Here is a 26,920-nt window from a genome sequence, read left to right as displayed (position 1 = left end):
CGCCCCACCCGCGCCACCCGCACCATCCGCGGCGCTCGCGGTGCTCGACGCGATTCCCACGGATCCCGCCGTCACGACCGGCCAGCCATACAACCGCGACGCCTTCGGTCAGCGATGGGCCGATATCGACCACAACGGCTGCGACACCCGCAACGACGTGCTCCGACGGGACCTGGACGAGGTGATCGCGAAGCCTGGAACCCGCGAGTGCGTCGTGCTCGCCGGCGTGCTCACTGACGCCTACACCGGTGAGCGCATCGACTTCGTCCGGGGGCAGGGGACGAGTGAGCGGGTGCAGATCGATCACATCGTCCCGCTGGCGTGGGCGTGGCGACAGGGAGCCGATAGCTGGACCCCCGAGCGTCGTCTTGAGCTCGCGAATGATCCCGCCAATCTGCAGGCCGTGAACGGCGCAGCCAATCAGGCGAAGGCAGCCTCGGGCCCCGGCCGCTGGCTCCCGCCGGACCCTTCCTATCACTGCAAGTACACCGCGCGTTTCATCCAGGTCGTGGCTGATTATGGCCTCGCTCTGCCCGCCGATGATCGTGCCGCCGCACGCGAGGTTCTGCTCGGGTGTTCCTGACCGGTCACTGACGCCCGTCACCGCCGGCTTCGAGGGCCGTTACTCAATCGTGACCATTCTCGACAGAGAAATCTCGTGACAGCGCGAGCGTTGCTCTGTACGTTGAGTCGTCATGAGACGTTATAGAACGTGTCATGACGAATTTCACTGGAGAAAGGGTCACTCTTGACTTCCACCGCCACCTTCGTTGACACCGAGACGATCGAGCAGCAGCTCAGCGCAGCCCGCGCGGCTGTCGCGGCGCGTACGGGCATCGCCCGCGTCATCCTCACCGCCTGCGGCGGCTCATACGCCAACATGATGCCGATCGAGTACTTCCTCGACACCCGCGCGGCTGCTTTCGAATCGCAGGCGATCAACGCCGCCGAGTTCACGTCGCGAAACTCCTCGCGCATCGACGCCGACACCGTCGTGATCCTCTGCTCGCACTCCGGCACCACTCCCGAGACCGTGGCCGCGGCCAAGCACGCCCGTGAGCGCGGCGCGCTGACGATCGCGTACACGTTCGATCCGTCGTCTCCTCTCGCCACGGAGTCGGAGTACGTCATCGCGTATCAGCACGGCGAGGGCAAGAGCGAGGCGCACATCGGGCCCACCCTGCTGCTGCGCCTGGCCGCCGGTATCGTCGACGACCGGGACGGTACGTCGCTCTCGGCGGACACCGACACGGCGGTCGCGAGCCTGGCGGAGCGCGCGCCCGCCCTCCGCGCGGCCTATGCGGACAAGGCGGACGAGTGGGCGTTCGCCAACCGTCGCGAGGAGCTCATCTACACGATGGCCTCGGGCTCCAACTACGGCAGCGCCTACTCCTTCGCGATCTGCCTGCTGCAGGAGATGCAGTGGGTCCACTCCGCGTGCATCCACGCGGGTGAGTACTTCCACGGGCCGTTCGAGGTCACCGATGTGGACGTGCCGTTCATCGCCCTCCTCGGCCTCGACGCCACACGTGCAGTGGAGCAGCGCGCGATCGACTTCGCCACCGCCCACTCGGAGAAGGTCCTCGTCATCGATGCGAAGGACTTCGGTCTCGACGACATCGCGGAGAGCATCCGTGGTGACTTCGCTCACATCCTGTTCAACATCGTGCTCCGCACGTACGCCGACGCTCTGGCCGACCACCGTGGCCACCCCCTGAGCGTTCGTCGATACATGTGGCGCATGGAGTACTGAGAAGAAAGGCACGCAACGATGCGTATCAAGACCCGGATCGCGACGGCCGCCCTCGCGGTCGCCGCGCTCGCCCTGCCGCTCGCGGCCTGCTCCGGAGGCGACAGCTCTGGTGGCAGCACGGACGGACAGGTGGAGCTGAACTTCTTCCACCGCTGGCCGAACGAGCCGAAGAAGACGTACTTCGACAACTTGGTGAAGGAGTTTGAAGCCGAGAACCCTGACATCACCATCAAGACCGAGAGCGTCCTCAACGACAACTACAAGGACAAGATCAAGGTCGTCGCCGGATCCGCGAACGCGCCGGACGTCATGTTCACCTGGAGCGGCTCGTTCATCGCCGAACTCGTGAAGGGCGACGCGCTGATGGATCTCGGTCCCTGGCTGGCCGAGGACACCGAGTTCCGCGACAGTTTCTATGAGAGCCAGCTGCCGCCGTTCGCGATCGGCGATGCCCAGTACGGCCTGCCGGTCGGCATGCACTCGAAGGTCTTCTACTACAACACGGAGATCTTCGACGAGTACGGCCTCGCTGTTCCGCAGACCTGGGACGAGTTCCTCGGTGTGCTCGACGCCATCGAGCAGAAGACCGGCACGCACGCGATCGAGTTCGGCGCCGTGGACACCTGGACCATCGCGCACTACCTCGGCACGCTCAACCAGCGTGTCGTGGATCCCGCGGTGTTCGTCGCCGACCAGGATCCGGCGAAGGGCGAGTTCACCGATCCCGGCTACGTGACGGCGCTCGAACGTCTTGCCGAGCTCTCGAAGCACGTCAACACGGACTTCCTGGCGATCGACCACGAGATGGCTCGCAACGCCTGGATGTCGGGTGAGGGAGCGCCGCTGTTCTACGCGCAGAGCGCGGAGATCGGCTACTTCAAGGATGTGAAGTTCGACTACTCGGTGTTCAACTTCCCCGCCGTCGCCGGTGGCAAGGGCGACCCAAACCAGTTGACGGGCGCCCCCGAGGGCTTCGCGATCTCGAAGAACACGAAGCACCCGGAGGAGGCGAAGCGATTCCTGAAGTTCATGCTGAGCAAGGCGAACGGCATCGCCTACACCGAGAGCACCGGTGAACTGAGTGCCGTGCAGGGCGCAGTCGAGGAGTCGGAGGTCTCCGACACCACGAAGGAGCTGGCTCAGCAGATCCTCGACGCGAGCGAGATGACGGCCTGGCTGGATAACGCCTACGACCCGCAGATCGTGTCGACCTATCTCACCGAGACACAGCTGATGCTCGGTGGACAGCAGACGCCCGAGGGCGTCATGGAGAAGGTGCAGGAGACGGCGAAGCGCGTCCGCGACGCCTCCTGACCCATCGGGCCGCCGGCGTCCCTCCTGTCGTCGGCGGCCCGCCCGGATATCCGCTTCGCCCCGTCGGTGAAGCCCCACACGAAAACAGGAATCGACGATGACACCTCGCGTCCGCGCACTCGGGAGCTGGCTGTATGTGCTTCCCGCCCTCATCCTCATCGCACTCTTCGTCTACTACCCCCTGCTGGCGAACCTCGTCTACAGCTTCTTCTCCTTCCGGGCGGGATCCGGCGGCATGACCCCCGTCGGATTCGACAATCTCGCCCGCTTGATCACCGACCCGATCGTCCACACGGCGCTGCTGAACAACGTGATCTACGCCGTCGTCTCGGTCATCTGCCAGGTGGGCGGCGGCCTCGTGCTCGCGGCATGGCTCACGCATCTGCTCGGGTCGCGGATGGCGACCTTTCTGCGCAGCGTCTACTTCATGCCCGCAGTGATCTCGATCACGGTGATCGCCCTGATGTTCAGCTTCATCTACAGCTCACGCGGGGGACTGCTCAACGCCTTCCTCGACCTCGTCGGGCTCAGCGGATTCCAGACCGCCTGGCTCGCCGACGTCGATACGGCGATGGGCGCGGTGATCGCAGTGTCTCAGTGGCAGAGCATCGGCTACATCTGCATGCTCTACATCGTCACGCTGCAGCAGATCCCCACCGACTACTACGAGGCCGCCGCGCTCGATGGCGCGGGGCGCATCCGCCAGTTCTTCAGCATCACGGTGCCGCAGGCGAAAGAGATGATCTTCGTCGCGATGATCCTCACCGTCTCCGGGGCGTTCACGGTCTTCAACGAACCGTTCATCCTCACCGGAGGGGGCCCCGGCAACACCACGCAGGTGCTGGCCACCTACATGTACAACCAGGGGTTCTTCCAGAACCAGATGGGCTACGCCTCCGCGATCGCCACCCTCATCTTCCTCATCACGCTGATCCTGTCGCTCGTGCAGATGATCTCGTTTCGCACGGGAAAGGACTGAGCCATGTCGACGACGACCATCTCGACGATCCACGACAAGCCGAAGCGCACGCGGGAGCACGTGTGGAACAGTCCGGTCTATGTGCTCCTGGCCATCTACGCGATCGTCATCGCCTATCCACTCATCTGGATGGTGATCTCCTCCTTCAAGACCTCCGCCGAGATCTACGGCGACCCCTGGGGACTGCCGCAGACCTGGCTGGTGCAGAACTACGCGCAGGCGTGGGAGAAGGGTATCTCCGGCTACTTCGTGAACTCCCTCGTGGTCACGGTCGTCACGACGGTCGCGACCGTTCTCCTCGCCGCACTGTGCGCGTACGGCATGGTGCGCATGGCCAACCGGGTGGCGAACGTCGTCCTCCTGCTCGCGATGGGCGGCCTGGTCGTCGCGCCGCAGGTGAGTCTCATTCCGCTGTACCAGATGCTCGATGCGCTCGGTCTGCTCGATACGCTGTGGGCGATGATCCTGCCGTACGTCGCCTTCCGACTGCCGATGGCGATCCTGCTGATCCGATCGGTGTTCCTGGCGATTCCGCTGGAGCTCGTGGATGCGGCGACCATCGACGGCTGCCGCTCGCTGGGCGTCTTCCGCCACGTGTATCTGCCACTCAGCCGGTCGATCCTCGTCACGGCGGGAGTGCTCACGGCCTACTTCGCATGGAACGAGTTCCTCTTCGCCGTCGTGTTCGTGAACTCGGATTCCAGCCGCACGATCCCGGCGGGGCTGATGTCGTTCCGCGATGCCCTCTCCACGGAGTGGGGTGTGCTGCTGGCGGGTCTCGTGATCGCGGCACTGCCGATCATCATCGTCTTCCTTCTGCTCCAGCGGTATTTCGTCGCCGGGATCGCGGCCGGAAGCGTCAAGGGATAGGAACGGAATCGATGTACTCGTCTGAACAGCTGCGCGAACTGCTGAGCGCCGTGCCGGCACCGTCGCTCGTCGGCATCGGCGACAACGTGCTGGACTGCTACCTGCACGAGGACCTGGCCTATCCCGGAGGCAACGCGCTCAACGTGGCCGCCTACTCTCGACTGTTCTTCGGCGGCGACGCCGGGTTCATCGGGATCCTGGGGGACGACCGGTTCGCGGACCACCTCCGGGGCGTGCTCGATGAGATCGGAGTCGACCGGCGGCAGGCGCGCACCGCGCACGGCTGGAACGGGATGGCCTTCGTCGCCCTCGATGACGATGGTGACCGGCGCTTCGTCGGCTCCAACCGCGGAGGTGTGCAGCATGAACTGCGACTTCGCATCACCGAGCAGGACCACGACTACATCGGCCAGTTCGCGCGGATGCACACCTCCGTGTACTCGGCGATCGATCGAGAGTTGGCGGGCATCGCGGAGCGCGGCACCCGTATCTCGTACGACTACTCCGACGATGCGCGACGTGACGACGTCGCGGCATCGGCGGCGCATGTGGAGGTCGGCTTCTTCTCCGGGGGAGCCCTCTCCGACGCCGAGCGTGACGATCTCGCCGAGTTCGCGCTGGCGAGCGGCATGGGAAGCGTGGTGATCACGCGGGGCGCTCAGGGCGCGATGGCCTATGAGCGCGGACGCCGTACCGCGGTGGGCGTCAAGCCGGTCGCCGCCGTCGATGCACTCGGCGCGGGGGACGCGTTCATCACGGGATTCCTTGCGGCGACCGCCGCCGGCGCAGAGCTCGACGCGTGCCTGGACATCGCCGCCACAACCGGTGCTCTCGCCTGCACCCTGCGCGGAGCCTTCGGATATCCTGTCGAAGCAGGAGAGGACGCGCGAGTGCAGCTCGTGAAGCGTCATCCCGTGGGTCGGCGGGAAGCGCGCAGCGCGTCGTAGGGGAGGGGTCGCCGTGGTGATCGGATCGACGGCGTCGTTGCACGAACAGGTCCGCGCAGCACTTGCGCAGGAGATCCAGGACGGCCGCTACGACGACACCGGACGCATTCCGTCCGAACCGGAACTGTGCGAGCGCTTCGGCGTGAGCCGAATCACCGTACGACGCGCGGTCTCCGACCTCGAGGAGCTCGGCGTCGTGCGTCGGCGTCAGGGTGCGGGCACCTTCATCACGAAGCGCAGCGACGTGCTCGGGACGATGGCGATCGGTGGATTCGCCGACCAGATCTCCGAGAGCGGCGAGAAGTCGCGCGCGATCATGCGCGCGGTGACCACGACGGCGGATCCGGCTCGGGCAACGGCGCTGGGGATCGCCACGGGCGCCCCGATCTTCGTGCTGGAACGGGTGTTCGGCATCGACGGACTGCCGCTGGCGCTCGATCGGAGCGTGTATTCGCTCGATCGCTATCCGGGCTTCGCGGATCGGATCTCTGATGAGACCTCCACGTACCGCGTGCTTCGGGAGGAGTACGGGGTGCATTTCGCAGAGGTGCGCCGAGAGGTGCGTCTCGGTTACACGACGGCGCAGACCGCGGAATGGCTGCAGCGACCGGAGCACGAGCCGCTCATCGTGATCGAGAAGGTGGCGCTGGATCGCGACGGGGCCGTCATCCACACCTCGCACATCGAATCCGTGCCGAGCCGTGTCACGCTTCGCACGGTGGCGTATGAGGAGCACCCGGCCTGACATCCACCCCCTGAGTCGAGGAAGAGGAACGTAGGCTCGGAGCATGGTGGATGCACGATATGAGCGGATCATCGGCGACTGGACGGGAACCGACGAGTTCGTCGACGGCTCGGGAGCCGCGAGCGGGATCCTCTCGATCGCGCCCGGACCTGGTGGTGTCGTGATCGACTATGTCCGCCGCGCCGGCGGTCATGATCTGGCAGCACACGCCGTGATCGCGGGCGGCGGGCTGTGGTGGTTCGATTCCGATGGTGCCACGCCCGCCCAGCCGGGGGAGGCCGGCTGGCAGGACGACATGCTCGTGCTCGACCGGGAGCATGAGGGCGTTCGTCAGGTGCTCGGGCTGATCGCCCGCGCCGACCGCATCGATCTGCATCTCGCAACGGCCGCATCCGGCGACGGGCTCGCCCCGGTGATGAGCGGCAGCTACTCCCGGCGAACGCTGTCGTAACGGCGTGGATCGCGTGCGTCCTCGCGCCAAGGTGGCTAGCGTGAGGGCATGACGACGACGTCCTCTCTCCAGCACTGGCGCACCAACACCGTGGACGGGGTGCTGCGGCGAAGCGCCGCACGCACGCCCTCCGTGACGGCTCTCCGCTTCGAGGGGCGGGAGTGGACGTATCGCGAGCTCGACGACGCCGTCGCCCGCGGTGCCGCCCTGCTGCGCGCGAGCGGACTGACCGCGGGCGATCGCGTGGTCACCTACGGCACCAACTCCGATGCCTACGTCATCGCGTTCCTGGCCATCGCGCGCGCCGGCCTCGTGCACGTGCCGGTGAACTACGCGCTGCATGGCGCCGAGCTCGCGTACCTCATCGAGCAGTCGGGAGCGCGGGCCGCGCTCGTCGATCCACACCTGCGGGCGCACTTCGACGCGGTGCGTGCGCAGACGCATGTTGAGCAGGCACGGTCGCTGCGCGATGACGAGGAATCGTTCCTCGCCGCGGCCACGGAGGGCGACGTCCCGGACGTTCCCACGGACGTGGATGGCGAGGATCTGGTCCAGTTGCTGTACACGTCAGGCACCACGTCGCAACCCAAGGGCGCGATGCTCACCCACTCTGCCCTGGTGGCCGAGTACTCGTCGGTGATCGTGGCGCTCGACCAGAAGCCGGACGACGCGCCACTGGTGTGCATGCCGCTGTACCACTCGGCCGCGATGCACGTGTTCATGCTGCCGTACCTGGCGATCGGCGCCACGGTCCGCTTGCTGCCCGCGCCCGACATCGCGCAGATCCTGCGGACGGTCGCGGAGGAGCGCATCGGATCGCTCTTCCTCGCGCCGACGGTCTGGGTGCCCCTCGCGAATCATCCCGACCTCGACACGGCGGATCTCTCATCGCTGAAGAAGGCGCAGTACGGCGCCTCGATCATGCCCGTGACCGTGCTCAACCGCCTGCGCGAGCGATACCCCGATCTGGGCTTCTACAACTGCTTCGGGCAGTCGGAGATCGGTCCGCTGGCCACCGTGCTGCGCCCGGAGGAGCATGAGCGGCGACCGGCATCGGCGGGGCGTCCGATCCTGTTCGTGGAGACCCGCGTGGTGGACGAGAACGGTGTCGACGTGCCCGACGGCGAGCCCGGAGAGGTGCTGTACCGATCGCCGCAGCTGGCGCTGGGGTACTGGGACAAACCGGACGAGACCGCCGAGGCGTTCCGCGACGGCTGGTTCCACTCGGGTGATCTGGTGGTTCGTGACGAGGAGGGCTACCTCACGGTGGTCGACCGGATCAAGGACGCAATCAACACCGGCGGCATCCTGGTGGCCTCCCGGGAAGTGGAGGATGCGATCTACACCCATCCTGCCGTGGCGGAGGTCGCCGTGATCGGCGTCGCGGATGAGCGCTGGATCGAGGCGATCGTCGCGTGCGTCGTTCTGAAGCCCGAGGCGGCCGTGACCGAGCGCGAGCTCATTGCGCACGTGAAGGATCGACTGGCATCCTTCAAGGTTCCCAAGGCGGTGCGCTTCATCGATGCCCTGCCGCGCAACCAGAGCGGGAAGATCCTCAAGCGGGAGTTGCGCGATGGCTGAGCTGCGCTTTCGCCGAGCGTGAACGCTGCTGACGCGGCGACGGCCGCGGGGGAAGATGAGCGCATGCGGATGCTTCTTCTCGGTGGAACAGCCTGGCTCGGTCGGGAGATCACGAGGTCCGCGCTTGACGCGGGGCACGAGGTGACCTGCCTCGCCCGCGGTGCCGACGTGGTTGACGGCGCACGGCTGGTGCGGGCGGATCGGGACGAACCCGGCGCGTACGCCGCGGTGGCCCAGGAACACTGGGACGTCGTGATCGATGTCTCGCGCCAGCCGGGGCAGGTGCGTTCCGCGGTGGCAGCGCTGGCGGCGAGGGCGGATCGGTTCGTGTTCGTGTCGACGTGTTCGGTGTACGCCACGCACGATGCCGGCGGCCAGGACGAGCACGCGCCGACGCTGAGTCCGCTCGACGCCGACACCATGTCGTCACTCGAGGAGTACGGCCACGCGAAGGTGGCGTGCGAACAGGCGGTGATCGGCGGATTCGGTGACGAGCGGTCGCTGGTGATTCGACCGGCCCTCATCGGCGGGCCGGGGGACGGATCGGGGCGTTCGACGTACTGGCCGTGGCGCTTCGCGCACCCGTCCAACGAAGCGGGGGCCGTCCTCATCCCGGATGCACCCGACCAGCCGACATCCGTCATCGATGTCCGTGATCTCGCCGAATGGATCGTGCGTGCCGCGGGTGCGGGCCTCGTGGGCGTCTTCAACGCCACCGGCGATGTCGTCACGCTGGCAGAACACCTGCGCGTTGCACGTGATGCCGCCGGACATGAGGGTGCCGCCGTCGCTGCTCCGATCGACTGGTTGGTGGCGCGGGAGGTTCACGGCTGGGTGGGCCCGCGATCGCTGCCGATCTGGCTCGACGATCCCGCAGACATCGGCATCCACCTCCACAGCAATGAGCGGGCGAAGACGGCCGGGCTCCTGCTGCGTCCGCTGAGCGAGACACTCGGCGACGTGATCGTCTCCGACAAGCCCGCGTCCGGGCTCACGGACGACGAGGAGCGCGCGCTCCTGTCGGAGCTGCTGACCCCCGGCCTCTGAGGCGCCCCGGGGGTCGGGGCTGTGTGTGTCTGGTCTCAAGAGATGCTGATCAAGGCGCCAGGCGCGGCAGTTCGTGAGAGCAGTTCGTGGATCGGTCTCAGCAAGTGTCCGCGCGGGTCGGTATGGCTACCTCTTCTGAGACCTGGCAGTACCCGCTCGGGGCCAACGACAGAAGGGCGGACCGGACGTGAGTCCGATCCGCCCTCCGAGACGTGAAATCAGTCGGTGCCGGAGTCGAAGGCGGCGGCCTCGCCCACCGGGTCGAACTCGGCGGCGGCGGCCTTCTGCTCGGCCGTTCCCTCGGAAATCTCCTGAGCTTCGCCGGCGGTGTAGCCGCCGACGAGCTCGCCCGTCGGGCCGCCGATGAGGCCCAGCGCCGCGTACTGCTCGAGGCGCGAACGGGAGTCCGCGATGTCGAGGTTGCGCATGGTCAGCTGGCCGATGCGGTCGACGGGACCGAACGCGGCGTCGCCGACGCGCTCCATCGACAGCTTCTCGGGAGCGTAGGACAGGTTCTTCGACTGGGTGTCGAGGATGGTCCAGTCGTCGCCGCGGCGCAGGCGCAGGGTGACCGTGCCCGAGATCGTCGAACCGACCCACTTCTGGATCGACTCGCGCAGCATCAGCGACTGCGGCTCCAGCCAGCGACCCTCGTACATCAGACGGCCGAGACGACGACCCTGCTCGTGGTACGTGGCGAGGGTGTCCTCGTTGAGGATGCCGTTGACCAGGCGCTCGTAGGCGATGAACAGCAGCGCCATTCCGGGTGCCTCGTAGATGCCACGGGACTTGGCCTCGATGATGCGGTTCTCGATCTGGTCGCTCATGCCGAGGCCGTGACGACCGCCGATGCGGTTGGCCTCGAAGACCAGCTCGACGGGGTTCGCGAACTCCTGGCCGTTGAGCGCGACGGGACGTCCGCCCTCGAAGGTGACCGTGACGTCCTCGGTGGCGATGGCGACCGACTCGTCCCAGTACTTGACGCCCATGATCGGGTCAACCGTCTCGAGCGAGACGTCCAGGTGCTCCAGCGTCTTGGCCTCGTGGGTGGCACCCCAGATGTTCGCGTCGGTGGAGTATGCCTTCTCAGCCGAGTCACGGTACGGGAAGCCGTGCGCGATGAGCCACTCGCTCATCTCCTTGCGGCCGCCGAGCTCAGAGACGAAACGGGCGTCCAGCCACGGCTTGTAGATGCGCAGGGCGGGGTTGGCCAGCAGGCCGTAGCGGTAGAACCGCTCGATGTCGTTGCCCTTGTAGGTGGAGCCGTCGCCCCAGATGTCGACGCCGTCCTCCTTCATCGCGCGCACCAGCAGCGTGCCGGTGACCGCGCGACCGATCGGAGTGGTGTTGAAGTAGGTCTTGCCGCCGGAGCGGATGTGGAACGCACCGGTCTGCAGAGCGACGAAGCCCTCCTCGACCAGGGCCGTCTTGCAGTCGACCAGGCGCGAGACCTCGGAGCCGTACTGCGTGGCGCGGCCCGGGATCGACTCGATGTCGTCCTCGTCCGGCTGACCGAGGTCACCCGTGTAGGTGCAGGGAACAGCGCCGTTGTGACGCATCCACGCCACCGCGACGGAGGTGTCGAGACCTCCCGAGAAGGCGATGCCGACGCGCTCGCCGACGGGAAGGGATTCGAGGACCTTGGACATGCTCTCCAGTCTACCGGCGGGCGCCGGGTCGCTTTTCCGCGTTTCTCACGCTTAAAACGCTCGTCTTCGGGGTCGATTCGCTCGCATTGCGCACAACTCGGGCACTATGAACGCGCCCGGTGACGACGGACGGCGGCGCGATTGGCGCAGCGGACCGAACAGTAGCGCTGGCGACCGTTGCGGGTGACGTCCACCACCACGTTGCGGCAGGGGGCGGCCTCGCAGCGACCGAGTCGCGACATCCCCCGCGTCGTCAGGTGCAGCGCCGTACCCACCGCGAACACGGCGGCCAGCACGTGAGCCAGCCCCTGGTCGTCGCCACGATAGTGCAGATGCCAGCCCTCGTCATCGTGATCGGTGAGGCGCGGAAACGCACTCGCCGCCGCCATCTGCGCATTGAGGACGGCGGCGCGCTCCGCGGGGACGTCGGCGTCGACCACACGCAGCCAGTCATCGAGAACCTCGCGCACATCGGCATGCTCCGTGGCCGAGTGCTCGAAGGACATGGTCATCCCGAACTCGCGCGTGCGCTCTTCGATACCGGGGGCATCATCCGGCCAGTCATTCGCGAGCGAAGCGGCCAACAGCACTGCGTACTCGCCGTAAGGGTTGAGTTGCATAAGGGCATTACATCACGCTTGTTCCATGATCGCAGCAGAACCCCGCACCACCCCGATCCGCACCCATGAGCACGGGTGGGTCACCGAATCCCGGCACCGCACATCGGAGGGCATCGTCGTGTACGTGCGGTGCGTCGACTGCGATGCGCGACGTGTCGATGTTCTCCGCCTCGCGCCCATCACCCGCGCTGATTCCGTCACCGGCACCGCTGCCGCGACCGGCACCGGGGCCGCGACCCATGCCGTGATCTCGCCCGATGTCGCGCCTGTCGCGCTCTCGACCGTGGTGTCGGGTTAGCCGCACGCCTCCTGGCTGTGTGAGCACCTGAGCTGGCGGATCGCGCTAGTTCTGGATGCCGTCCGAGCACGTGTCCTGTGCGGCCGTCTGGCCCGAGGCGCTCCAGTCCAGCGGCACCGGGGTCGTGGGGTCGGTTGTCCCCGGAACCGTCCCGGGATCGGTGGTGCCGGGATCGGTGGTGCCGGGATCCGTGGTGCCGGGATCTGTCGTCACACCATCCGTCGGGGCGGACTCGTCGATGACACCCGCACCGGTGCGCGACAAGGCGATCGGCTGATTGGCCTTGATGGCCGACATCAGCGCCTCGGCGGTGGAGGTGTCTGCGGCCAGGTCGTCCGAACCGGGGATATCGACCACGGGATATGACACGAAGACGATGTCCTCAAACGGGACGTCCTTGATCGCGAGAGCCAGCTGAACCATGCGGACCGGGTCGGCGAGTCGATCGTCGGTCTGGATGTTGCGCGCGACGACGGATGCCAGCTTCAGCAGCGTGGCGGGGTTGGAGAGCACCTCTGTGCTGCGCAGCTTGTTGATCAACCGCGACATGTACTGCTGCTGGTTGCTGATGCGGGCGAGGTCGCTCTCCTGATTGAGGCCGTGTCGCGTGCGGAGGAACTGCAGGGCCTCGCCGCCGGAGATCGTGTGCTCGCCGGCCGGGAGGTCTAGATTCGTGTGCGCGTCCTTGATGCCTTCACCCGCCACGCACACCGTGACTCCGCCGACAGCATCGGTGATCTTGATGACGCCGAGGAAGCTCAGCTTCGCGGCGAAGTCGACGCTGAGTCCCGTGAGCTGCTCAACCGTGTCCGCGACGCATACCAGGCCGCCGGCCTCGTATGCCGTGTTGATCTTCGCGGTGCCACCGAGATCCACGTTTCCCTGGTCGTTGGTGCATTCGGGACGCTCCACCGCGAGATCACGCGGGAATGACAGCACCGTGACGCGGCGGGGTGCCTCTGACACGTGGACGAGGATGTTCACATCGTTGAGGTGGTGCTCGGCCTCTTCGCCCGAGCACCGGTCGGCGCCGATGAAGTCGCGGATCGACTCGTCACATTCGTCCGTGCCGATCACGAGCATGTTGAAAGCGCCGGGATAGGCGGCCAGCTCGGGAGGCGCGATCGGATCGTTCTGCAGGCTGACCGCATTGTCGCGAATCGTGCCCGTGAGGTCGTTGTAGTTGAAGAGGATCACGCCGGCCGCGGCGAGCACGACCGCGGCGACTCCCGCGATGATCCGCGTCAGAATGCCGCCCAGTGCATTGCGCCGCGGCAGATTGGCGTGCCGCGCAACGGTGCGACGACGGGAGCGGCGGGCGGATCGGGCCATCCCGCCACCCTACCCGCGATGGCTGAGCGATCCGGGGCAGCCGATCTCCACCCGATCTCCACCCGCGGGTGGTGGGGCGGGAGGCCCCACGGCGAGAGCCTGGACTCACGGCTGAACCGGCCGCATCGGAAAGGTCTGCACACGTCTCCGCAACTGCTGTTCAACGCGCTCGTCATCATCCTTCTCATCGGCTACATCGGATATCGCCAGACGCAGTGGCGGGCCTTCGAGCCGGGTCGGATCTGGCGCGGACCGATCATTCTGGCGGTCGTCGGTCTCGGATATCTCGCGTACACGACCACCGCGATCGGAACGCTCGACATCGCCGTGCTCGTGCTGGAACTCGCGATCTCGGTGGGCATCGGAGCACTCATGGGGGCCATCGCGACCTTCCGCCCGCTGACGGCGGAGGACCGCGTCCGCGATCCGCGCGCTCAGTGGGCGTCTCGGACGGGCGCGGTGGGCATCGTGCTCTGGGTGGCGATGATCGCCGTGCGCATCGGGATCGACGTGCTGGCCGGCATGGCGGGCTCGCATCTGGCCACCAGCACGGGCGTGATCCTGCTCGTGTTCGCTGCCAACCGCGCAGGTCGGGCGATCACCATGGGTGCGCGACTGCAGAAGCTGACGCGAGTCAGCGCATGATGGTCTCATGACCGAGCGTCCCCTGCTGTGGAGCGCTGCAATCACCATCGCCATCGCGGCGTTCGTGGGAGTGGCGCTCCTGTCGGCGACCTCACCCGCCGGAGTGGTCGCCGGACTGATCGCTGTCATCGCGTGGCCGGTGGCGACCATACTTCTGCGTCTCGATCGATGGCGGACGGGCGCTGTGCTCGCCGCCCTTGCTGTGTTCAGCGGCTCGCTGGCCGGCGGACCCAGCGTGGGTCTCGCTGGTTCCCGCGGCGGTCTGCACGATGCTGTTGATCGCGCATCTCGAAATCCCCGTGTGGCTGGGTTCGGTCGTCGCCGGTGTCGGCGTCGTGCTGGTGTGCGGCGGCATCGCAGTGCTGGCTCCGAACCTCGGGGTGAACGCGATGCTCACGATGAGCCTGGGACTGTCGGTGGGAGTCCTCGGCGGGTTTGTCCGTCGAGCCACGCGACTGTCCGCTCTGGAGGCGGAGAAGGTCCGAGAAGAACGTATCCTTGCCCGCGAAACCGCGGGACGCATCGCGCTGGCCCGCGACCTGCACGACGTGCTGGCGCACTCGCTGGGCGGGTTGACCGTGCAACTCGATGCCATCGACGCGCTTCTGGAAGCGGGGCGGATCGACGAAGCACGAACGCGCGCGACGGAGGCGCGACGACTCGCGGCACACGGTCTCGCCGACGCCCGAAGTGCGGTGGCGGCACTGCGCGAGCCCTCGCTGCCGCACGAAACGGACACCGATCCGTCGGCTGCCGTCGACGAGCTGATCCGCGCCCACCAGGCCCTCGGCGGATCGGTCGCGGTGAATGTGGACGGCGCCTCGCGGGCGGTGCCGGAAGCAGTCGCGACCGCGGTGGTGCGAGCGGTGCAGGAGTCGTTGAGCAACGCGCGTCGTCATGCTCCACGCAGCCCTGTCGCGCTCAGCCTGGAGTGGCGAGATGATCGAGTGACCCTGCGGGTGACGACGCCGCTTCCCGCGGAACCGCAACCGCGCGGCGGCGGGTATGGGCTGACGGGGATGCGAGAGCGCTTCGAATCGCTGCCGTTCGGCGGCAGCGTGCACGCGGGCGCACGAGACGGAGAATTTCAGGTGGTGGCCGAAGCGGCGCTGACAACACGCTCCGCGCAGAAGGGTGGGCGATGACGACGAAGCCGATCCGTGTGGTGATCGCGGATGACCAGGAGCTGGTGCGCGACGGCCTCAGCACGATCGTGTCGCTGCTGGCCGACGTCGAGGTCGTCGGTCAGGCGACTGACGGTGCCGAGGCCGTCGCGCTCGCGGTGGCGGAACGACCAGACGTGGTGCTCATGGATCTGCGGATGCCCGTGCTGGATGGCACCGAGGCAACCCGACGCATCACGGCCGACGCGCTGGACACCGCCGTGCTTGTCCTCACGACGTATGCCGACGACGACTCGATCCTCAGTGCGCTCCGTGCCGGCGCCCGCGGCTACCTCACGAAGGATGCGGGGCGCGAGCAGATCGCCGCGGCGATCCGCGCAGTGGCCGGTGGGCAGGCCACGTTCGCTGCCGAGGTCGCGGCGCGTGTCGTATCGGCCACGGTTTCCTCCGTGCCGACGCCGGCGGCGCAGCTGCGTGCGCGGTTCCCCGACCTGACTCCGCGCGAGGCCGATGTTCTCGCGCTGGTGGCCGACGGGCTCAACAACACCGAGATCGCCCATCGGCTTTTCGTCGGGGTATCGACGGTGAAGACGCACATCAACGCGATCTTCGCAAAGCTTGACATCCGCGACCGGGCGCAGGTGATCGCCCGCGTCCGTTCGGGGAGCTGAGGTACGCCTGCGGTTTCGCGTCTCGGTTGGCGAGCGGGTGGCTTCTGAGCGAGCGTGCGATCAGGAACCACGGAGCGAGACGACGTCTTTGCTCAGGAGCCGGGGACCGCGCGAGCGACGAGCCCGTCCGTCGACACCGTGGGCACCGCTGTGTCCGTCTTGCGACGCGTCCACCAGATGGCCAGGGACGCGACCGCAAGCACGGCGACCGAGATCCCGACGACGTAGCCCGCGACTCCGATGTATCCGTTCGGGACCGTGTAGGGGTTCAAGAACGGATAGGGGTACCACCACGGCTGTCCGGTCACGGGGTTGGTGATCTGCTCGCCGCGGATCATCGTGTAGACCACCCAGACGATGGGGAACCCGACCACCACCCACAGTGCCCGCCAGTTGATCGGTCGGACGCCGACACGCAAGATCAGCTCCAGCAGCATCATCACGGGGCCGACGACGTGCAGCACCTCGTTCGACCACGCGACCGTTCCGCCCGGCTCGAGAGCAACTCCGCGCAGAAGCGTGTTGTAGACGATGCCGGTGATCACCATGTACGTGCCGACGGAGAGCAGCAGCACACTCAACGCGCGCGGCTGGAACTGACGGCGGCGCCCGCGGATCAGCAACCACACTCCGCACAGCAGGAGCGTGATCACCGCGAGGACGTTGGAGAGGATCGTGAAGAAGCTGAAGAAGTTCGTGAGCACCGTGAGGAAGTCACGATCCTTGTCGATCGCGAAACCCAGCGTCCGGGTCAGCTGAGCGGCGATCGCGGCCACGATGACCGCGGCCATTGCGACACGCAATAGGGCCCAGAGCAGGCGCGGGGCAGTCCGGAGGGGCGCGGGGGACGACGGCGGGCTCACACGCTCACACTAATGGAGCGAGCCCGATCCGCAGGAGGATCGGGCTCGCACATGTTGTCATGTCGTGATGTGTGTCACTGCGCAGTGGTCGCGGACGTGATGGTCACGGCTTCCGCGGGGGCGCCGTCCTGGTCTCCACCGGCCACACCCTTCGCGGCGATGGCCCGCACGACCGCGATGCTTGCCTCGTCCATGTGGCCGAAGACCGTGTAATCCGGCCGCAGCGCGCTGTCTTCGTAGACCAGGAAGAACTGTGATCCGTTGGTGTCTGGGCCAGCATTGGCCATAGCCACGGTTCCTGCCGGGTAGGTCATGTCGGAGCTGGTCTCATCCTTGAACGAGTAGCCCGGTCCGCCCGTTCCGTTGCCGGAGGGGTCGCCGCACTGCAGGACGAAGATTCCCTGCGTGGTGAGGCGGTGGCAGGTCGTGTTGTCGAAGTAGCCCTGCGTGATCAGGGAGACGAAACTGTTGACCGTGCACGGCGTCTTGTCGCCGTCCAGGGTGATGGTGACGTCGCCCGCCGAGGTGCTGAGTGTCGCCGTCTTCGCCGCCTCGGGCTCGCTGGCGGGTGCCGAAGCGGGCTTCGCGGCGGGGCCCGCCGCGGGGTACGAGCAGGTGCCGGTCTGCGTCACCGTGGCGCTGGCGCTTGCGGCCGGCTTCGCTTCGGGAGCGGAATTCGAAGAACACGCCGCCAGGCTGGCCAGCAGCAGGGCCACGACGGGAAGCACCAGGAGACGTTTACGCATGAAATGAGCGTAATGCTCGCCGGCTGTGGGTTCACATCCGCGGGTTCACCTCCGTCCCTGCCACCGGCGTCGCGGTCCCTGGCTCGTGCGGGCGCATCGCCGCCCCGCGCATGTGCCGTCCGCTGCGCGCTCGCAACGCGCTGTCCCTCGTTCGTGGCGAGCACCTGTCGTGTGCTGTCACCGCGTGCTGTCACCGGCGCGCGATGATCCGCGAGACTTCCATCTGTGGGTCACAATCACCGCACTGCGCTGATTCTCGCCCACAGACGGAAGTCTCGCGGGATGAGGAACGAACTCGGGGAGCGCCGGAGGGGAGCGCTGGAGCGACGAAGGAAGAAGCGCCAGAGGGGAGCGCCGGGCCGCGGACTCAGTCGAAGATCGGAAGCAGCACGGACGGCGTGGGTGCCGGGGTGCTGTAACGGCGTCGACTCGGGATGCCATTGCGCTCATCGATCGCCAGCGAGACCACTTCGTTCGAGCGCTGCCCCGCGACGAGCAGGGTGTCGGAGATCAGCACGTGGTGGCGCGGCCAGTCCACCTGGCTGTCGACCGTGGCGATCGACTGCACGCGAGAGCCATCGCCGAGCACGCGCAGCGCGGTGATCGCGTTGATGCCACGAATACCGGCGTAGAGCAGGCCGGCATCGATCGACATCGAGAGCTCACCCGGGAAGTCGGCTCCCACGCTCGCTTCCGGTGACACGGGGGCCGCCGACACGATGCGCCACCGGCCGGTGGCGTCGGGTGCGAGGACGTAGACCTCGCACGAGTACTCGGTCACCACATAGAGGTGCCCGCTCGGGTGCCACACCGTGTGCCGCGGGCCGGTGCCGAACGGGAGGACGACCTCCTGCTGCAGCCGTCCGTCGCGCCAGAAACGCACCAGGTCGAAGCCCAGATCGGTGGTGGCCACGAGGCCGCCGGAGACGTGGCGCGCCTGATGAGCGTGAGAGGTCCGCGGTGGAGTGACGGGCTTCGGATCCGTGAAGGTGACCGCTGATTCGATCCCGTCGGGCAGGGTGGCCTGCTCGGGAAGCAGATGGGCGAACTCGTCTCCGACCGCGTCTCGCAGCGCAGCCGCCGCGGCTGCGAGATCGGCGGATGCTGCGGCGAGCTCCGCCACCTGCGCGCTGTCGGCACCCAGATCGTCCGGGAGACGTGGTGCCGCGGATTGCGCGTAGGGGTCGACCGCTGCCGCGCCGAACTTGGGTGCACCAGGCACTCCGTCGTCGTCGAGCCGGTAGCGGGCCACCGTGCCGTCGCCGTATCCGGTGGCGGTGAGCCAGCGGCCGTCGGGAGACGCGACGACATGGCACGTCACCTCGCCCGCGGGCTGCACCGTGCCGATCGGCGCGAGGGTTGCGGGTCCGGTGCGGGTGAACGCGCGCACGCCACCCGCGCCCTCGAGCGCCGCGTAGACGACGTCGAGGGTCGGGTGCTGTGCGAGCCAGGACGGGGAATCGACCGCGACGGCCGTTCCCGCGAAGCTCAGCGAGCCACCAGCGGAGGGGGTGTCGGCATCACCGGCGAGCAGGACACCGATGCCGGCGCCGTCCCCATCCATATCCGCGGTGTAGCCGCCGAGCCAGAGTCGCACGTCAGCCGATCAGATCGTGACGCACGATGACCGCGTCGCGCGACGGGCCGGTGCCGATGACGGAGATGCGCGTGCCGCTCATCCGCTCGAGGGCCAGCACGTAGTCCTGGGCGTTCTGCGGCAGGTCATCGAATGTGCGCGCCGCGGCGATGTCCTCGCTCCACCCCGGGAAGTACTCGAAAATCGGCTTCGCGTGGTGGAAGTCCGTCTGGTTCACGGGCATCTCGTCGAAGCGCACGCCGTCGACGTCGTAAGCGACGCACACCGGGATCTGCTCGATGCCAGTGAGGATGTCGAGCTTGGTGAGCACGATGTCGGTGAGTCCGTTGACACGCGTGGCGTAACGCGTGACGGGTGCGTCGTACCAGCCGACGCGACGCGGACGACCCGTGGTGGTGCCGAACTCGAAGCCGCGCGAGCGCAGCATGTCGCCGTTCTCGTCGAACAGCTCGGTCGGGAACGGACCGGCACCCACGCGGGTGGCGTACGCCTTCGCGATGCCGACGATGCGGTCGAGGCGGTTGGGGCCGACGCCCGAACCGGTCGCAGCGCCACCCGCCGTCGCGGAGGAGCTCGTGACGAACGGATAGGTGCCGTGGTCGACGTCGAGCATGGTGGCCTGGCCACCCTCGAACACGACGACCTCGCCGCGCTCCAGCGCCTGATCCAGCAGCAGCGACGTGTCCGCCACCATCGGGCGCAGGCGCTCGGTGTACGACAGCAGCTCCTCCACGATGGCGTCTGCGTCGATGGCCTTGCGGTTGAACATCTTCACCAGCAGGTGGTTCTTCTGGTCGAGGGCGCCCTCGACCTTCTGGCGCAGGATGTTCTCGTCGAACAGGTCCTGGATGCGAATGCCCACGCGGTTGATCTTGTCGGCGTAGCTCGGCCCGATGCCACGACCCGTGGTGCCGATCTGACGCTTGCCGAGGAAGCGCTCGGTGACGTTGTCGAGCGTGCGGTGATAGGCCGTGATGACGTGTGCGTTGGCGCTGACCTTGAGCTTGGACACATCCACACCGCGAGCGGCGAGTGCCTCCAGCTCGCCGAACAGCACCTCGATGTCGATGACGACGCCGTTGCCGATGACCGGCGTCACACCGGGCGACAGAATGCCCGACGGCAGCAGGTGAAGCGCGTACTTCTCATCGCCCACGACCACCGTGTGGCCGGCGTTGTTGCCGCCGTTGAACTTCACGACCCAGTCGGTGCGTTCACCGAGCAGGTCCGTGGCCTTGCCCTTGCCCTCGTCGCCCCACTGGACGCCGACGATCACGATTCCTGGCATTTGGGATCACCCCCGTAAAGGGACCCGAGCGGGTCCACCCCATCCTATCGGAGGCGCGTTTTCGCTTCCTGTTCGTGGTCCCCGCCCGGTAGCGTCGGGATCATGCAGCTCGGAATGCACTTCGCCCTGACTGATGCCCTCGCGGACCGCCTGCGCGCCGCCGCCGGAGATGACGACGCTTTGCGCGCCTTCATCGAGGAGATCGAGGAGGCGGGGGTCCCGTCCTGTGAGACCGACAAAGCGTGGGATCCGATCTCGTGCGCTCTCGCTCCGGCATCGGCCCCCGATCGCGACCCGGAGGAGTGGCCCGCGTACGGCGTGATCCTCGGTGATGAGGACCTTCAGGAGGACGACGACGAGCTGCTGGTCACGTACCTGTCGGCGGAGCACGTCCCGGAAGTGGCCGCGTGGCTGGACACGCTGGATGAGGAGACGTTCGCCGCGGCCTATGCCGTGATGCCGGAGGAGCTACGCAATCCGGAATATGGCGATGACGAGCGCGACTACGCGTGGGGATACCTCGACGGGCTGCACACGTTTCTCACGGAGGCCGCGCGCGCAGGATCTCACGTGGTGTTCCACGTCGAGAACTGAGCGACCGCTTTATGCTGGGGACATGAGCCAGGCCGAGGATCCCACCGCCACGCTGCTGCGGCTGCGGGCGACCATCGACAACATCGATGCCGCGCTGATCTTCATGCTCGCCGAGCGCTTCCGCGCCACGCAGCAGGTCGGTGTGCTGAAGGCCACGCATGAGATGCCCGCGTCCGATCCCACACGCGAGGAGCAGCAGGTCACACGGCTGCGCGAGCTCGCCGAGGCCGCGCATCTGGATCCTGAGTTCGCGGAGAAGTGGTTCAACTTCGTGGTGGCCGAAGTGATCCGCCACCACACGGAGGCGGGCGCCCCGAGCTGACGCCGGGGCCCGCGTGGCGGGGTTCGTGCGGGATTTCGTGCTGGTGTTTCGTGCCCGGCGCGCGGTTCTGTCGTTTCATGACGCCGCAGTGGCTTGCACTTCTGCTGTTGCGTGATGTGCGCGCGCTTTCCCTCGGGGCGTCCGTGTGGTGTTCGGTACTGCCGCACGCTCGTGTGTGGTCGAGCGCCTCGTCACGGGTCGTGGGCCGACGCGCGCAGATCGCGAAACGAGGGGATTTGCGTGGAATGAGGGCGGGTGGGGTCTTCGGGTCCTCCGTTGACGACATCGTCCTCGTTTCGAGACGCCGACGCTGGGCGGCCAGCACGGTGTGCGGCGCGGATCAATTTCTGCGTCCGCCCCGATGGGCGTGGTCGGCGCGCGCGGGACGCGATTGCGCGCCCGGCTCCGATAGGCGTGGTCGGGTGGTCGCGAAACGAGGAGATTTGCGTGGAATGAGCGCAGTTTGGGCCCTCCGATCCTCCGTTGGCGACATTCTCCTCGTTTCGAGACGCGGACGCTGGGCGGCCAGCGCCGTGTGCGGTGGGGAGTAATTGCGACGCCCGCCCGGATGAGCGTGGTCGGCGCGCGCGGGACGCGATTGCGCGCCCGGCCCCGATAGGCGTGGCCGAGTGGTGGCGTAACGGGGCTTTGCGTGGGGTGAGCGCGGGTGGGGCTCTCGGGTCCTCCGTTGGCGACATTGTCCTTGTTTCGAGACGCCGACGCAGTCGGCCAGCACGGTGTGCGGTGGGGAGCTTACGGCGCCTGGCCCCCGATGGGCGTGGTTTGGGTGGTCGCGCAACGGGGGCTCTGCACAGTGTGCGCGAGTGGGGCTCTCGGGTCCTCCGTTGGCGACATTGTCCTTGTTTCGAGACGCCGACGCTGGGCGGCCCAGCACGGTGTGCGGTGGGGAGCAATTGTGACGCTCGCCCCGATGAGCGCGGCGAGCGTGCGGGAAGCGGGTGTGTGTCAGGCACGGTGGGCCCCGGCCGGGTGTCGCGAGATGAGGGAGCTTGCGTGGAATGAGGACCGGCGTGGCGTTGATGTCCTGCGCAGGCGGCATCGTCCTCGTTTTGGGACGCGGATTCGGCGACATCAGTGCGGCGAGCCAGCGAGAGGCACGTCGTGCGTCGGGCCGCAACCGACGTGGGGCCGGGTGTCGCGAAACGAGGGGATTTGCGTCAACGGAGGACGGATCGGGCCCGGCGGGCCAAGATAGCCGACATTGTCCTCGTTTCGGGACACAGGCGTGGAGGCCGTTCAGGCGTTCATAGCTGATCGCCGCCTCGTTTCGAGGGGCGAGGCGTACCCTGACCGCGTGCGTGGCGAGGCGAGGTCTGCGGGGCAGGAGATGCGAATGCGGTCGTTCGCCGCCCGTGTTGCGCCGACCGCGATCGTGATGGCACTGATCGCCACTGTGGTGAATGCACTCGGGTCGTGGATCCCGTCACTCTGGGGCGATGAAGCGGCCACGCAGCTCTCGGCCACGAGGCCGTTCTCCAGCCTGATCGCCATGCTCGGCACCATCGACATCGTTCACGGTGTGAACTACGCGATGATGCACCTCTGGGTGTCGGTCGCGGGCAGCAGTCCGTTCGCCCTGCGATTCCCGTCCGCGGTGGCCATCGGGCTGTGCGCCGGGGTGATGGTGTGGATCGGTGCTCGCCTGAGATCCTTGCGGTTCGGGATCCTCGTGGGCGTTCTCACCGCGTTCCTGCCGCGCCTCAGTCACGCGGCGGTCGAGGCCCGAGCGTACGCGTTCGATGCCCTGTTCGCCGCGATGCTGATGGGGATCGTGGTCGAGGTGTTGCGACGTCGGCACCCTTCGCACTGGTGGTGGGCCGCATACGGCGCGATGCTCGCCGTCTCTACGACGACGTTCCTCTATGTCGGTCTGATGGCGATCGCGATCGGAGCCGTGCTGTGGTGGCGACGCGTAGACCGCCGCACCTGGATGGGATGGGCCGTTTCCTCGATTCTCGGACTGCTGTTCGCATCGCCGGTGGCGTGGATCGCGCTGCACCAGCGCGGGCAGATCGCCTTTCTGGCAACCGCGGGCCACACCAACTCGCACGCCATCCTCGTCGAGATGTGGTTCGTCGTGGATGCCTACGCGTGGATCGGCTGGGCGCTCATCCTCATCGCCGTTGTGGGGTGGACGCGGACCCGGCCGCGGCGAGGCAGCTCGATCGACGCAGTGAGTATCGCAGCGCCTTGGGTGGTGATCCCTCTCGCGCTGGTGCTCGTCAGTGACGCGGTGCATCACGACTACACACCCCGCTATCTCACCTTTGCGGCGCCCGCGATCGCACTGCTCCTGGCGACAGGGATCGCGGAGCTCGCGCGGCTTCGCGTGCGTCGCATTCCCGTCGCGGCGCTGTGTGCTGCGGTTCTCATCGCGTCGGTTGCCGTCCCCGTGTGGGTGGGGCAGCGTGGACCGTGGTCGAAGCGCGGGTCCGATTGGAACGACGTCGCCGCGCTCATCGCGGAGCGGGCCCGGACCGGTGACGCGATCGTCTTCGACGAGAGCGTGGATCCGTCGTGGCGGCCGCGGTTGGCGCTGGATACCAATCCAGCTCCGTTCGCGCAGGTGCGTGATGTCCAACTCGTCACCCCGTACTGGCAGAGTCCAACCTGGCATGCGGAGGCCCGCACCACCGCGGAGGCCATCGATGCGGGCGCGCTCGACGGCGTCTCGCGGGTGTGGGTGGTGAAGGCGGTGGTCGACGGTGTGGTGAGCACCGACGGAATGGCCGATCTGCGCGCGGCAGGGTACGAGGTCGTCGAGCACAAGAGGATCAACGTCTCGGACGTTTCCCTCTTCGTCTGCAGCGGGGGCTGATTTTCCCCAGCTATCCACAGGATGTGAGTTATCCACATGGGGATATGTGGATAACTCCGGCTCGTGGGTGCGGCCCTCGGAAGGGCGCACGGAACTACGCCCGTGTAATTCCATCCCCAGGTGTGGACAACCCTGTGGAGAAGTGGATCATTCGTTGAAACGACGCGGAACTTCGCGACATGATTCTGTCGCTCGGAGATGAACGGCGTTGTTAACGGCTGGCGTCGATTGGTCGACGATTTGTGTCCGGCGGCCGAGCGGTGGCGGGCACCTTGACCTCGACCCTCTTGCCGGTAGCGGTGTGTGAGGCCGGCGCCGAGCGCCTTGGGACGGAGTGGGGTGGGTGATGATCGGGGGAGCGTTCTGGGTCGCGCGCGGTTAACCGTCGACACGCCTCAACGCGAGTCGATGGAGGGCGATTCTCCGTGGGGTCCACCCGGGGGGTGACGTGGGGTGCGGTCAGCAGCAGGTCGAACGGGGGAGTAACTCGGTCGAACGTGGGCGGTTATCTCGGGCCGAACGTGGGCGCGGTTAACTCGGGCTGGACGTGTGCGGTTAACTCGGGTCGGACGCCCGCGGTTGCCTCAGTTCGGGCGGGGCGCAGTGAATCTGGGTCAAACGGAGCGCGGTTAACTCCGGTCGGACGGGGTGCGGTTACCTCGAGTCGGACGGGGCACAGTGAACCTGGGGCAAACGGAGCGCGGTTAACTCCGGTCGGACGGGGCGCGGTTACCTCGAGTCGGACGGGCGCGGTTGCCTCAGTTCGGACGGGCGCAGTGAATCTGGGTCAAACGGAGCGCGGTTGCTCGAGTCGGACGAGCGCGGTTACCTCGAGTCGGACGAGCGCGGTTACGTCGGTTCGGGCGGGGCACAGTGAATCTGGGGCAAACGGAGCGCGGTTAACTTGGGTCAAACGGAGCGCGGTTACGTCGGGTCGTGCGGGGTGCGGTTAACCCGGGCAAACGGATGCCCCTCGCCGCACGTCACCCAGACCCGTCGTCGCGGCACCGCTGGCCGGCCTCGTGCTGGCCCTGTGGTCTCAGCCTCTGCGGATGCTCGACCGCACCGCCGCACTTTGTGAGACCACCGACACCGCTGCTCTCACAGAGTGCTCATTTCATGCGACACATCAACCTGTTTTGAGAGCACCGCCCAGGCCAACGGCTACGGCAGAGCGAGACGCACCGGGGAAATGTCCCGCGGTGCGCCTCGTCTGTTCCTCCGGTGTCAACCCAAGATCGCCTCAGCTGGACGCGCCGCGCGGCTCGCCATCCAGATCGCCAACGGTGCGAGTGCGGCCGCGATCACCCAGGCCGCAGGGGCGGAGCCGCCGAGCAGCGCCAGGAGAACGGCGGCTGTCGCGACCACGGCGGACACAGTCGCCCACGGGGCACGTACACCGTCGATCGGGGAGGGACGCCGTGCTTCCGTGCGTCCGACGAGGGCCACCAGGGCCGCGACGGCGATCACGACGCCCACCAGCCACAGCGGACGTGTGGCCCACCAGTCGGAGCTCAGCGGGACCGGCAGGTCGATCGGCAGGAGAAGCAGCGACCCGGCGAGCGCGACCACCACCAGCATGTGCCAGGCATAGATGGTCATGGCGCGGCCGTTGATCCAGCCGATGACGCTCGATGCGCGTCCGTCGGCTACCCGACGCAGTGCGGGGCGGAGCAGCAGGAAGAGCGACAGCTGAGCGATGCCGAGAAGGACCAGCGCTCCCATCGGCGGGTTCAGAGCGGACAGCAGATCCGTCGGGTAGAAACCGGTGAGCATGGTGATCGCCAGCAGCACCACGGCCCCGGCGCCGATCATCGCGACGCGGGATCGGCGGACGCGATCGAAGCGCTGGTCGGCCAACGAGAAGCCGATCTGCTGCATCAGCAGCCACACGAAGGCCATGTTGATGAGGCCGATCGCGGTGAGGCCGGTGGTCACCCGGATGATGTCGACGAGGAGGGCGCCCGCAGCAAGGGCGCCGAGGGTGAGGACGCGATGCCGCTCGTGGAGGCGCACCATCGCGGGAACCAGGGCGCTGCAGACGAGGTAGACCGCGAGGAACCAGAAGGGTTGGCCGATGCGGAAGCCGGCCACGGAGACGATCTCCGCAGGCACACCGGCCATCACCAGCGCGGCCAGGAAGACGGCGATCGCGGCGATGGCGGCTCCGGCGGGGATCAGAAGTCGCCGGACCCGGGCCGCGACGTAGTCGGACGCCGTCGTCCCGCGGTCCCGGAGCCGCGTCCACTGCGTGAAGCTCGCGAATCCGCCGAGCACGAAGAACAGCGGCATGATCTGCACCACCCACGTGAGCGCGGGGAAGCCGGCCCAGTGCTCCATCGCGTTCTCGAGCAGCGGCGTTCCTGATCCGTCACGACCGACGCCCACCATGAAGGCGTGCAGCAGCACCACGATGCCGAGGAGCACGGCTCGGACGGCGTCGACCGAACCGTCGCGCGTCGAGGGCTGTCGGATCGCGCCGACCGCTGCCGCCGCGCTCACACGATGCGAGACGGGGCGCGCCACCGTGACGGACGGAGATGCGATGAAGGGGGAGACGAGTGCCATAGACACACTGTCCGGTGAGGGTAGAGGCTCGCGCGTCCCGCTCCGGTCGCCTTCGACCCCCTACCCCGGTACTACGT

Annotated in this window: 25 protein-coding genes; 17 read left to right on the top strand and 8 right to left on the bottom strand. The window is 67.3% G+C overall.

The window, feature by feature from the left end:
- The 10 genes from ACI3KU_RS17705 to ACI3KU_RS17660 all read left to right on the top strand — a co-directional run.
- A partial coding sequence (locus tag ACI3KU_RS17705) for an HNH endonuclease family protein (protein ID WP_404923656.1) occupies window positions 1-583 on the top strand: 583 nt, incomplete at its 5' end.
- Between the two features lie 165 nt (window positions 584-748).
- Window positions 749-1,753, top strand: a complete 1,005-nt coding sequence (locus ACI3KU_RS17700; RefSeq protein WP_404923655.1) for an SIS domain-containing protein — start codon at window positions 749-751, stop codon at window positions 1,751-1,753.
- Window positions 1,754-1,771: 18 nt separating this feature from the next.
- Entirely contained in the window at window positions 1,772-3,067 is a 1,296-nt protein-coding gene (locus ACI3KU_RS17695) for an ABC transporter substrate-binding protein (RefSeq protein WP_404923654.1), read from the top strand.
- A 97-nt stretch (window positions 3,068-3,164) separates the two neighbouring features.
- Window positions 3,165-4,046 carry a carbohydrate ABC transporter permease gene (locus tag ACI3KU_RS17690; RefSeq protein WP_404923653.1) on the top strand — a complete coding sequence of 294 codons (882 nt, stop codon included), beginning with the start codon at window positions 3,165-3,167 and terminating at the stop codon, window positions 4,044-4,046.
- Window positions 4,047-4,049: 3 nt separating this feature from the next.
- Window positions 4,050-4,916: a carbohydrate ABC transporter permease gene (locus tag ACI3KU_RS17685; RefSeq protein ID WP_404923652.1), complete on the top strand. Its 867-nt coding sequence runs from the start codon at window positions 4,050-4,052 to the stop codon at window positions 4,914-4,916.
- Window positions 4,917-4,927: 11 nt separating this feature from the next.
- Window positions 4,928-5,863: a PfkB family carbohydrate kinase gene (locus ACI3KU_RS17680; protein WP_404923651.1), complete on the top strand. Its 936-nt coding sequence runs from the start codon at window positions 4,928-4,930 to the stop codon at window positions 5,861-5,863.
- A gap of 13 nt (window positions 5,864-5,876) precedes the next feature.
- Entirely contained in the window at window positions 5,877-6,608 is a 732-nt protein-coding gene (locus tag ACI3KU_RS17675; RefSeq protein ID WP_404923650.1) for a GntR family transcriptional regulator, read from the top strand.
- Between the two features lie 43 nt (window positions 6,609-6,651).
- Window positions 6,652-7,059 carry a hypothetical protein gene (locus tag ACI3KU_RS17670; protein WP_404923649.1) on the top strand — a complete coding sequence of 136 codons (408 nt, stop codon included), beginning with the start codon at window positions 6,652-6,654 and terminating at the stop codon, window positions 7,057-7,059.
- Window positions 7,060-7,107: 48 nt separating this feature from the next.
- Window positions 7,108-8,640, top strand: a complete 1,533-nt coding sequence (locus ACI3KU_RS17665; protein WP_404923648.1) for a fatty acyl-CoA synthetase — start codon at window positions 7,108-7,110, stop codon at window positions 8,638-8,640.
- A gap of 63 nt (window positions 8,641-8,703) precedes the next feature.
- Window positions 8,704-9,687, top strand: a complete 984-nt coding sequence (locus ACI3KU_RS17660; RefSeq protein ID WP_404923647.1) for an NAD-dependent epimerase/dehydratase family protein — start codon at window positions 8,704-8,706, stop codon at window positions 9,685-9,687.
- A gap of 218 nt (window positions 9,688-9,905) precedes the next feature.
- Here ACI3KU_RS17660 and argG read toward each other — a convergent pair whose 3' ends face one another.
- Together argG and ACI3KU_RS17650 are read right to left on the bottom strand one after the other, a co-directional pair.
- Window positions 9,906-11,336 (bottom strand): argininosuccinate synthase, encoded by a 1,431-nt coding sequence (gene argG / locus ACI3KU_RS17655; protein WP_404923646.1) that lies wholly within the window; start codon window positions 11,334-11,336, stop codon window positions 9,906-9,908.
- A gap of 104 nt (window positions 11,337-11,440) precedes the next feature.
- The gene (locus ACI3KU_RS17650) at window positions 11,441-11,956 is read right to left on the bottom strand and encodes a CGNR zinc finger domain-containing protein (RefSeq protein ID WP_404923645.1); all 516 of its coding nucleotides are present in this window, start codon (window positions 11,954-11,956) and stop codon (window positions 11,441-11,443) included.
- Window positions 11,957-11,981: 25 nt separating this feature from the next.
- Between ACI3KU_RS17650 and ACI3KU_RS17645 the strand changes: the two genes are divergently transcribed.
- Entirely contained in the window at window positions 11,982-12,254 is a 273-nt protein-coding gene (locus ACI3KU_RS17645; RefSeq protein WP_404923644.1) for a hypothetical protein, read from the top strand.
- Window positions 12,255-12,299: 45 nt separating this feature from the next.
- Here the strand turns inward: ACI3KU_RS17645 and ACI3KU_RS17640 are convergent, their stop codons facing one another.
- Window positions 12,300-13,586 carry an LCP family protein gene (locus tag ACI3KU_RS17640; RefSeq protein ID WP_404923643.1) on the bottom strand — a complete coding sequence of 429 codons (1,287 nt, stop codon included), beginning with the start codon at window positions 13,584-13,586 and terminating at the stop codon, window positions 12,300-12,302.
- An 18-nt stretch (window positions 13,587-13,604) separates the two neighbouring features.
- Between ACI3KU_RS17640 and ACI3KU_RS17635 the strand changes: the two genes are divergently transcribed.
- From ACI3KU_RS17635 to ACI3KU_RS17625, 3 genes are all read left to right on the top strand, one after another.
- Entirely contained in the window at window positions 13,605-14,231 is a 627-nt protein-coding gene (locus ACI3KU_RS17635; protein WP_404923642.1) for a hypothetical protein, read from the top strand.
- Window positions 14,232-14,500: 269 nt separating this feature from the next.
- Complete coding sequence (locus ACI3KU_RS17630; RefSeq protein WP_404923641.1) at window positions 14,501-15,376, top strand: sensor histidine kinase; 876 nt, start codon at window positions 14,501-14,503, stop codon at window positions 15,374-15,376.
- On the top strand, window positions 15,373-16,026 hold the full coding sequence (locus ACI3KU_RS17625) for a response regulator (RefSeq protein ID WP_404923640.1): 654 nt from the start codon (window positions 15,373-15,375) through the stop codon (window positions 16,024-16,026). The genes ACI3KU_RS17630 and ACI3KU_RS17625 overlap by 4 nt, the downstream gene beginning before the upstream one ends.
- A gap of 92 nt (window positions 16,027-16,118) precedes the next feature.
- Here the strand turns inward: ACI3KU_RS17625 and ACI3KU_RS17620 are convergent, their stop codons facing one another.
- The 4 genes from ACI3KU_RS17620 to ACI3KU_RS17605 form a co-directional block, all read right to left on the bottom strand.
- On the bottom strand, window positions 16,119-16,817 hold the full coding sequence (locus tag ACI3KU_RS17620) for a Pr6Pr family membrane protein (RefSeq protein WP_404923639.1): 699 nt from the start codon (window positions 16,815-16,817) through the stop codon (window positions 16,119-16,121).
- Between the two features lie 146 nt (window positions 16,818-16,963).
- Window positions 16,964-17,635 carry a peptidylprolyl isomerase gene (locus tag ACI3KU_RS17615; RefSeq protein ID WP_404923638.1) on the bottom strand — a complete coding sequence of 224 codons (672 nt, stop codon included), beginning with the start codon at window positions 17,633-17,635 and terminating at the stop codon, window positions 16,964-16,966.
- A gap of 367 nt (window positions 17,636-18,002) precedes the next feature.
- Complete coding sequence (locus ACI3KU_RS17610; protein ID WP_404923637.1) at window positions 18,003-19,232, bottom strand: lactonase family protein; 1,230 nt, start codon at window positions 19,230-19,232, stop codon at window positions 18,003-18,005.
- A gap of 1 nt (window position 19,233) precedes the next feature.
- Window positions 19,234-20,520: an adenylosuccinate synthase gene (locus tag ACI3KU_RS17605; RefSeq protein ID WP_404923636.1), complete on the bottom strand. Its 1,287-nt coding sequence runs from the start codon at window positions 20,518-20,520 to the stop codon at window positions 19,234-19,236.
- 102 nt (window positions 20,521-20,622) lie between these two features.
- On the opposite strand from ACI3KU_RS17605, the gene ACI3KU_RS17600 reads away from it, so the two are divergent.
- From ACI3KU_RS17600 to ACI3KU_RS17590, 3 genes are all read left to right on the top strand, one after another.
- Window positions 20,623-21,114, top strand: a complete 492-nt coding sequence (locus ACI3KU_RS17600; protein ID WP_404923635.1) for a DUF1877 family protein — start codon at window positions 20,623-20,625, stop codon at window positions 21,112-21,114.
- A 22-nt stretch (window positions 21,115-21,136) separates the two neighbouring features.
- On the top strand, window positions 21,137-21,436 hold the full coding sequence (locus ACI3KU_RS17595; protein ID WP_404923634.1) for a chorismate mutase: 300 nt from the start codon (window positions 21,137-21,139) through the stop codon (window positions 21,434-21,436).
- 1,354 nt (window positions 21,437-22,790) lie between these two features.
- Window positions 22,791-24,275, top strand: a complete 1,485-nt coding sequence (locus ACI3KU_RS17590; protein ID WP_404923633.1) for a hypothetical protein — start codon at window positions 22,791-22,793, stop codon at window positions 24,273-24,275.
- A gap of 1,227 nt (window positions 24,276-25,502) precedes the next feature.
- Here ACI3KU_RS17590 and ACI3KU_RS17585 read toward each other — a convergent pair.
- Window positions 25,503-26,843, bottom strand: coding sequence for an acyltransferase (locus ACI3KU_RS17585; RefSeq protein ID WP_404923632.1), 1,341 nt, complete (start codon window positions 26,841-26,843; stop codon window positions 25,503-25,505).
- Window positions 26,844-26,920 lie beyond the last annotated feature (77 nt).

It is taken from the genome of Microbacterium sp. ZW T5_56, assembly GCF_044987425.1.
GTDB lineage: Bacteria > Actinomycetota > Actinomycetes > Actinomycetales > Microbacteriaceae > Microbacterium.
Note: the sequence above shows the minus strand (reverse complement) of the source record. Positions and strands in the feature narration are given on the sequence as shown.

Excerpts from the sequence above, each read along its gene's own strand:
- ACI3KU_RS17695 (WP_404923654.1), top strand. The coding sequence starts at position 1,772 with ATGCGTATCAAGACCCGGATCGCGACGGCCGCCCTCGCGGTCGCCGCG.
- ACI3KU_RS17690 (WP_404923653.1), top strand. The coding sequence starts at position 3,165 with ATGACACCTCGCGTCCGCGCACTCGGGAGCTGGCTGTATGTGCTTCCC.
- ACI3KU_RS17685 (WP_404923652.1), top strand. The coding sequence starts at position 4,050 with ATGTCGACGACGACCATCTCGACGATCCACGACAAGCCGAAGCGCACG.
- ACI3KU_RS17680 (WP_404923651.1), top strand. The coding sequence starts at position 4,928 with ATGTACTCGTCTGAACAGCTGCGCGAACTGCTGAGCGCCGTGCCGGCA.
- ACI3KU_RS17670 (WP_404923649.1), top strand. The coding sequence starts at position 6,652 with ATGGTGGATGCACGATATGAGCGGATCATCGGCGACTGGACGGGAACC.
- ACI3KU_RS17665 (WP_404923648.1), top strand. The coding sequence starts at position 7,108 with ATGACGACGACGTCCTCTCTCCAGCACTGGCGCACCAACACCGTGGAC.
- ACI3KU_RS17660 (WP_404923647.1), top strand. The coding sequence starts at position 8,704 with ATGCGGATGCTTCTTCTCGGTGGAACAGCCTGGCTCGGTCGGGAGATC.
- argG (WP_404923646.1), bottom strand. The coding sequence starts at position 11,336 with ATGTCCAAGGTCCTCGAATCCCTTCCCGTCGGCGAGCGCGTCGGCATC.
- ACI3KU_RS17650 (WP_404923645.1), bottom strand. The coding sequence starts at position 11,956 with ATGCAACTCAACCCTTACGGCGAGTACGCAGTGCTGTTGGCCGCTTCG.
- ACI3KU_RS17645 (WP_404923644.1), top strand. The coding sequence starts at position 11,982 with ATGATCGCAGCAGAACCCCGCACCACCCCGATCCGCACCCATGAGCAC.
- ACI3KU_RS17640 (WP_404923643.1), bottom strand. The coding sequence starts at position 13,586 with ATGGCCCGATCCGCCCGCCGCTCCCGTCGTCGCACCGTTGCGCGGCAC.
- ACI3KU_RS17635 (WP_404923642.1), top strand. The coding sequence starts at position 13,605 with ATGGCTGAGCGATCCGGGGCAGCCGATCTCCACCCGATCTCCACCCGC.
- ACI3KU_RS17630 (WP_404923641.1), top strand. The coding sequence starts at position 14,501 with ATGCTGTTGATCGCGCATCTCGAAATCCCCGTGTGGCTGGGTTCGGTC.
- ACI3KU_RS17625 (WP_404923640.1), top strand. The coding sequence starts at position 15,373 with ATGACGACGAAGCCGATCCGTGTGGTGATCGCGGATGACCAGGAGCTG.
- ACI3KU_RS17620 (WP_404923639.1), bottom strand. The coding sequence starts at position 16,817 with ATGGCCGCGGTCATCGTGGCCGCGATCGCCGCTCAGCTGACCCGGACG.
- ACI3KU_RS17615 (WP_404923638.1), bottom strand. The coding sequence starts at position 17,635 with ATGCGTAAACGTCTCCTGGTGCTTCCCGTCGTGGCCCTGCTGCTGGCC.
- ACI3KU_RS17605 (WP_404923636.1), bottom strand. The coding sequence starts at position 20,520 with ATGCCAGGAATCGTGATCGTCGGCGTCCAGTGGGGCGACGAGGGCAAG.
- ACI3KU_RS17600 (WP_404923635.1), top strand. The coding sequence starts at position 20,623 with ATGCAGCTCGGAATGCACTTCGCCCTGACTGATGCCCTCGCGGACCGC.
- ACI3KU_RS17595 (WP_404923634.1), top strand. The coding sequence starts at position 21,137 with ATGAGCCAGGCCGAGGATCCCACCGCCACGCTGCTGCGGCTGCGGGCG.
- ACI3KU_RS17590 (WP_404923633.1), top strand. The coding sequence starts at position 22,791 with ATGCGGTCGTTCGCCGCCCGTGTTGCGCCGACCGCGATCGTGATGGCA.
- ACI3KU_RS17585 (WP_404923632.1), bottom strand. The coding sequence starts at position 26,843 with ATGGCACTCGTCTCCCCCTTCATCGCATCTCCGTCCGTCACGGTGGCG.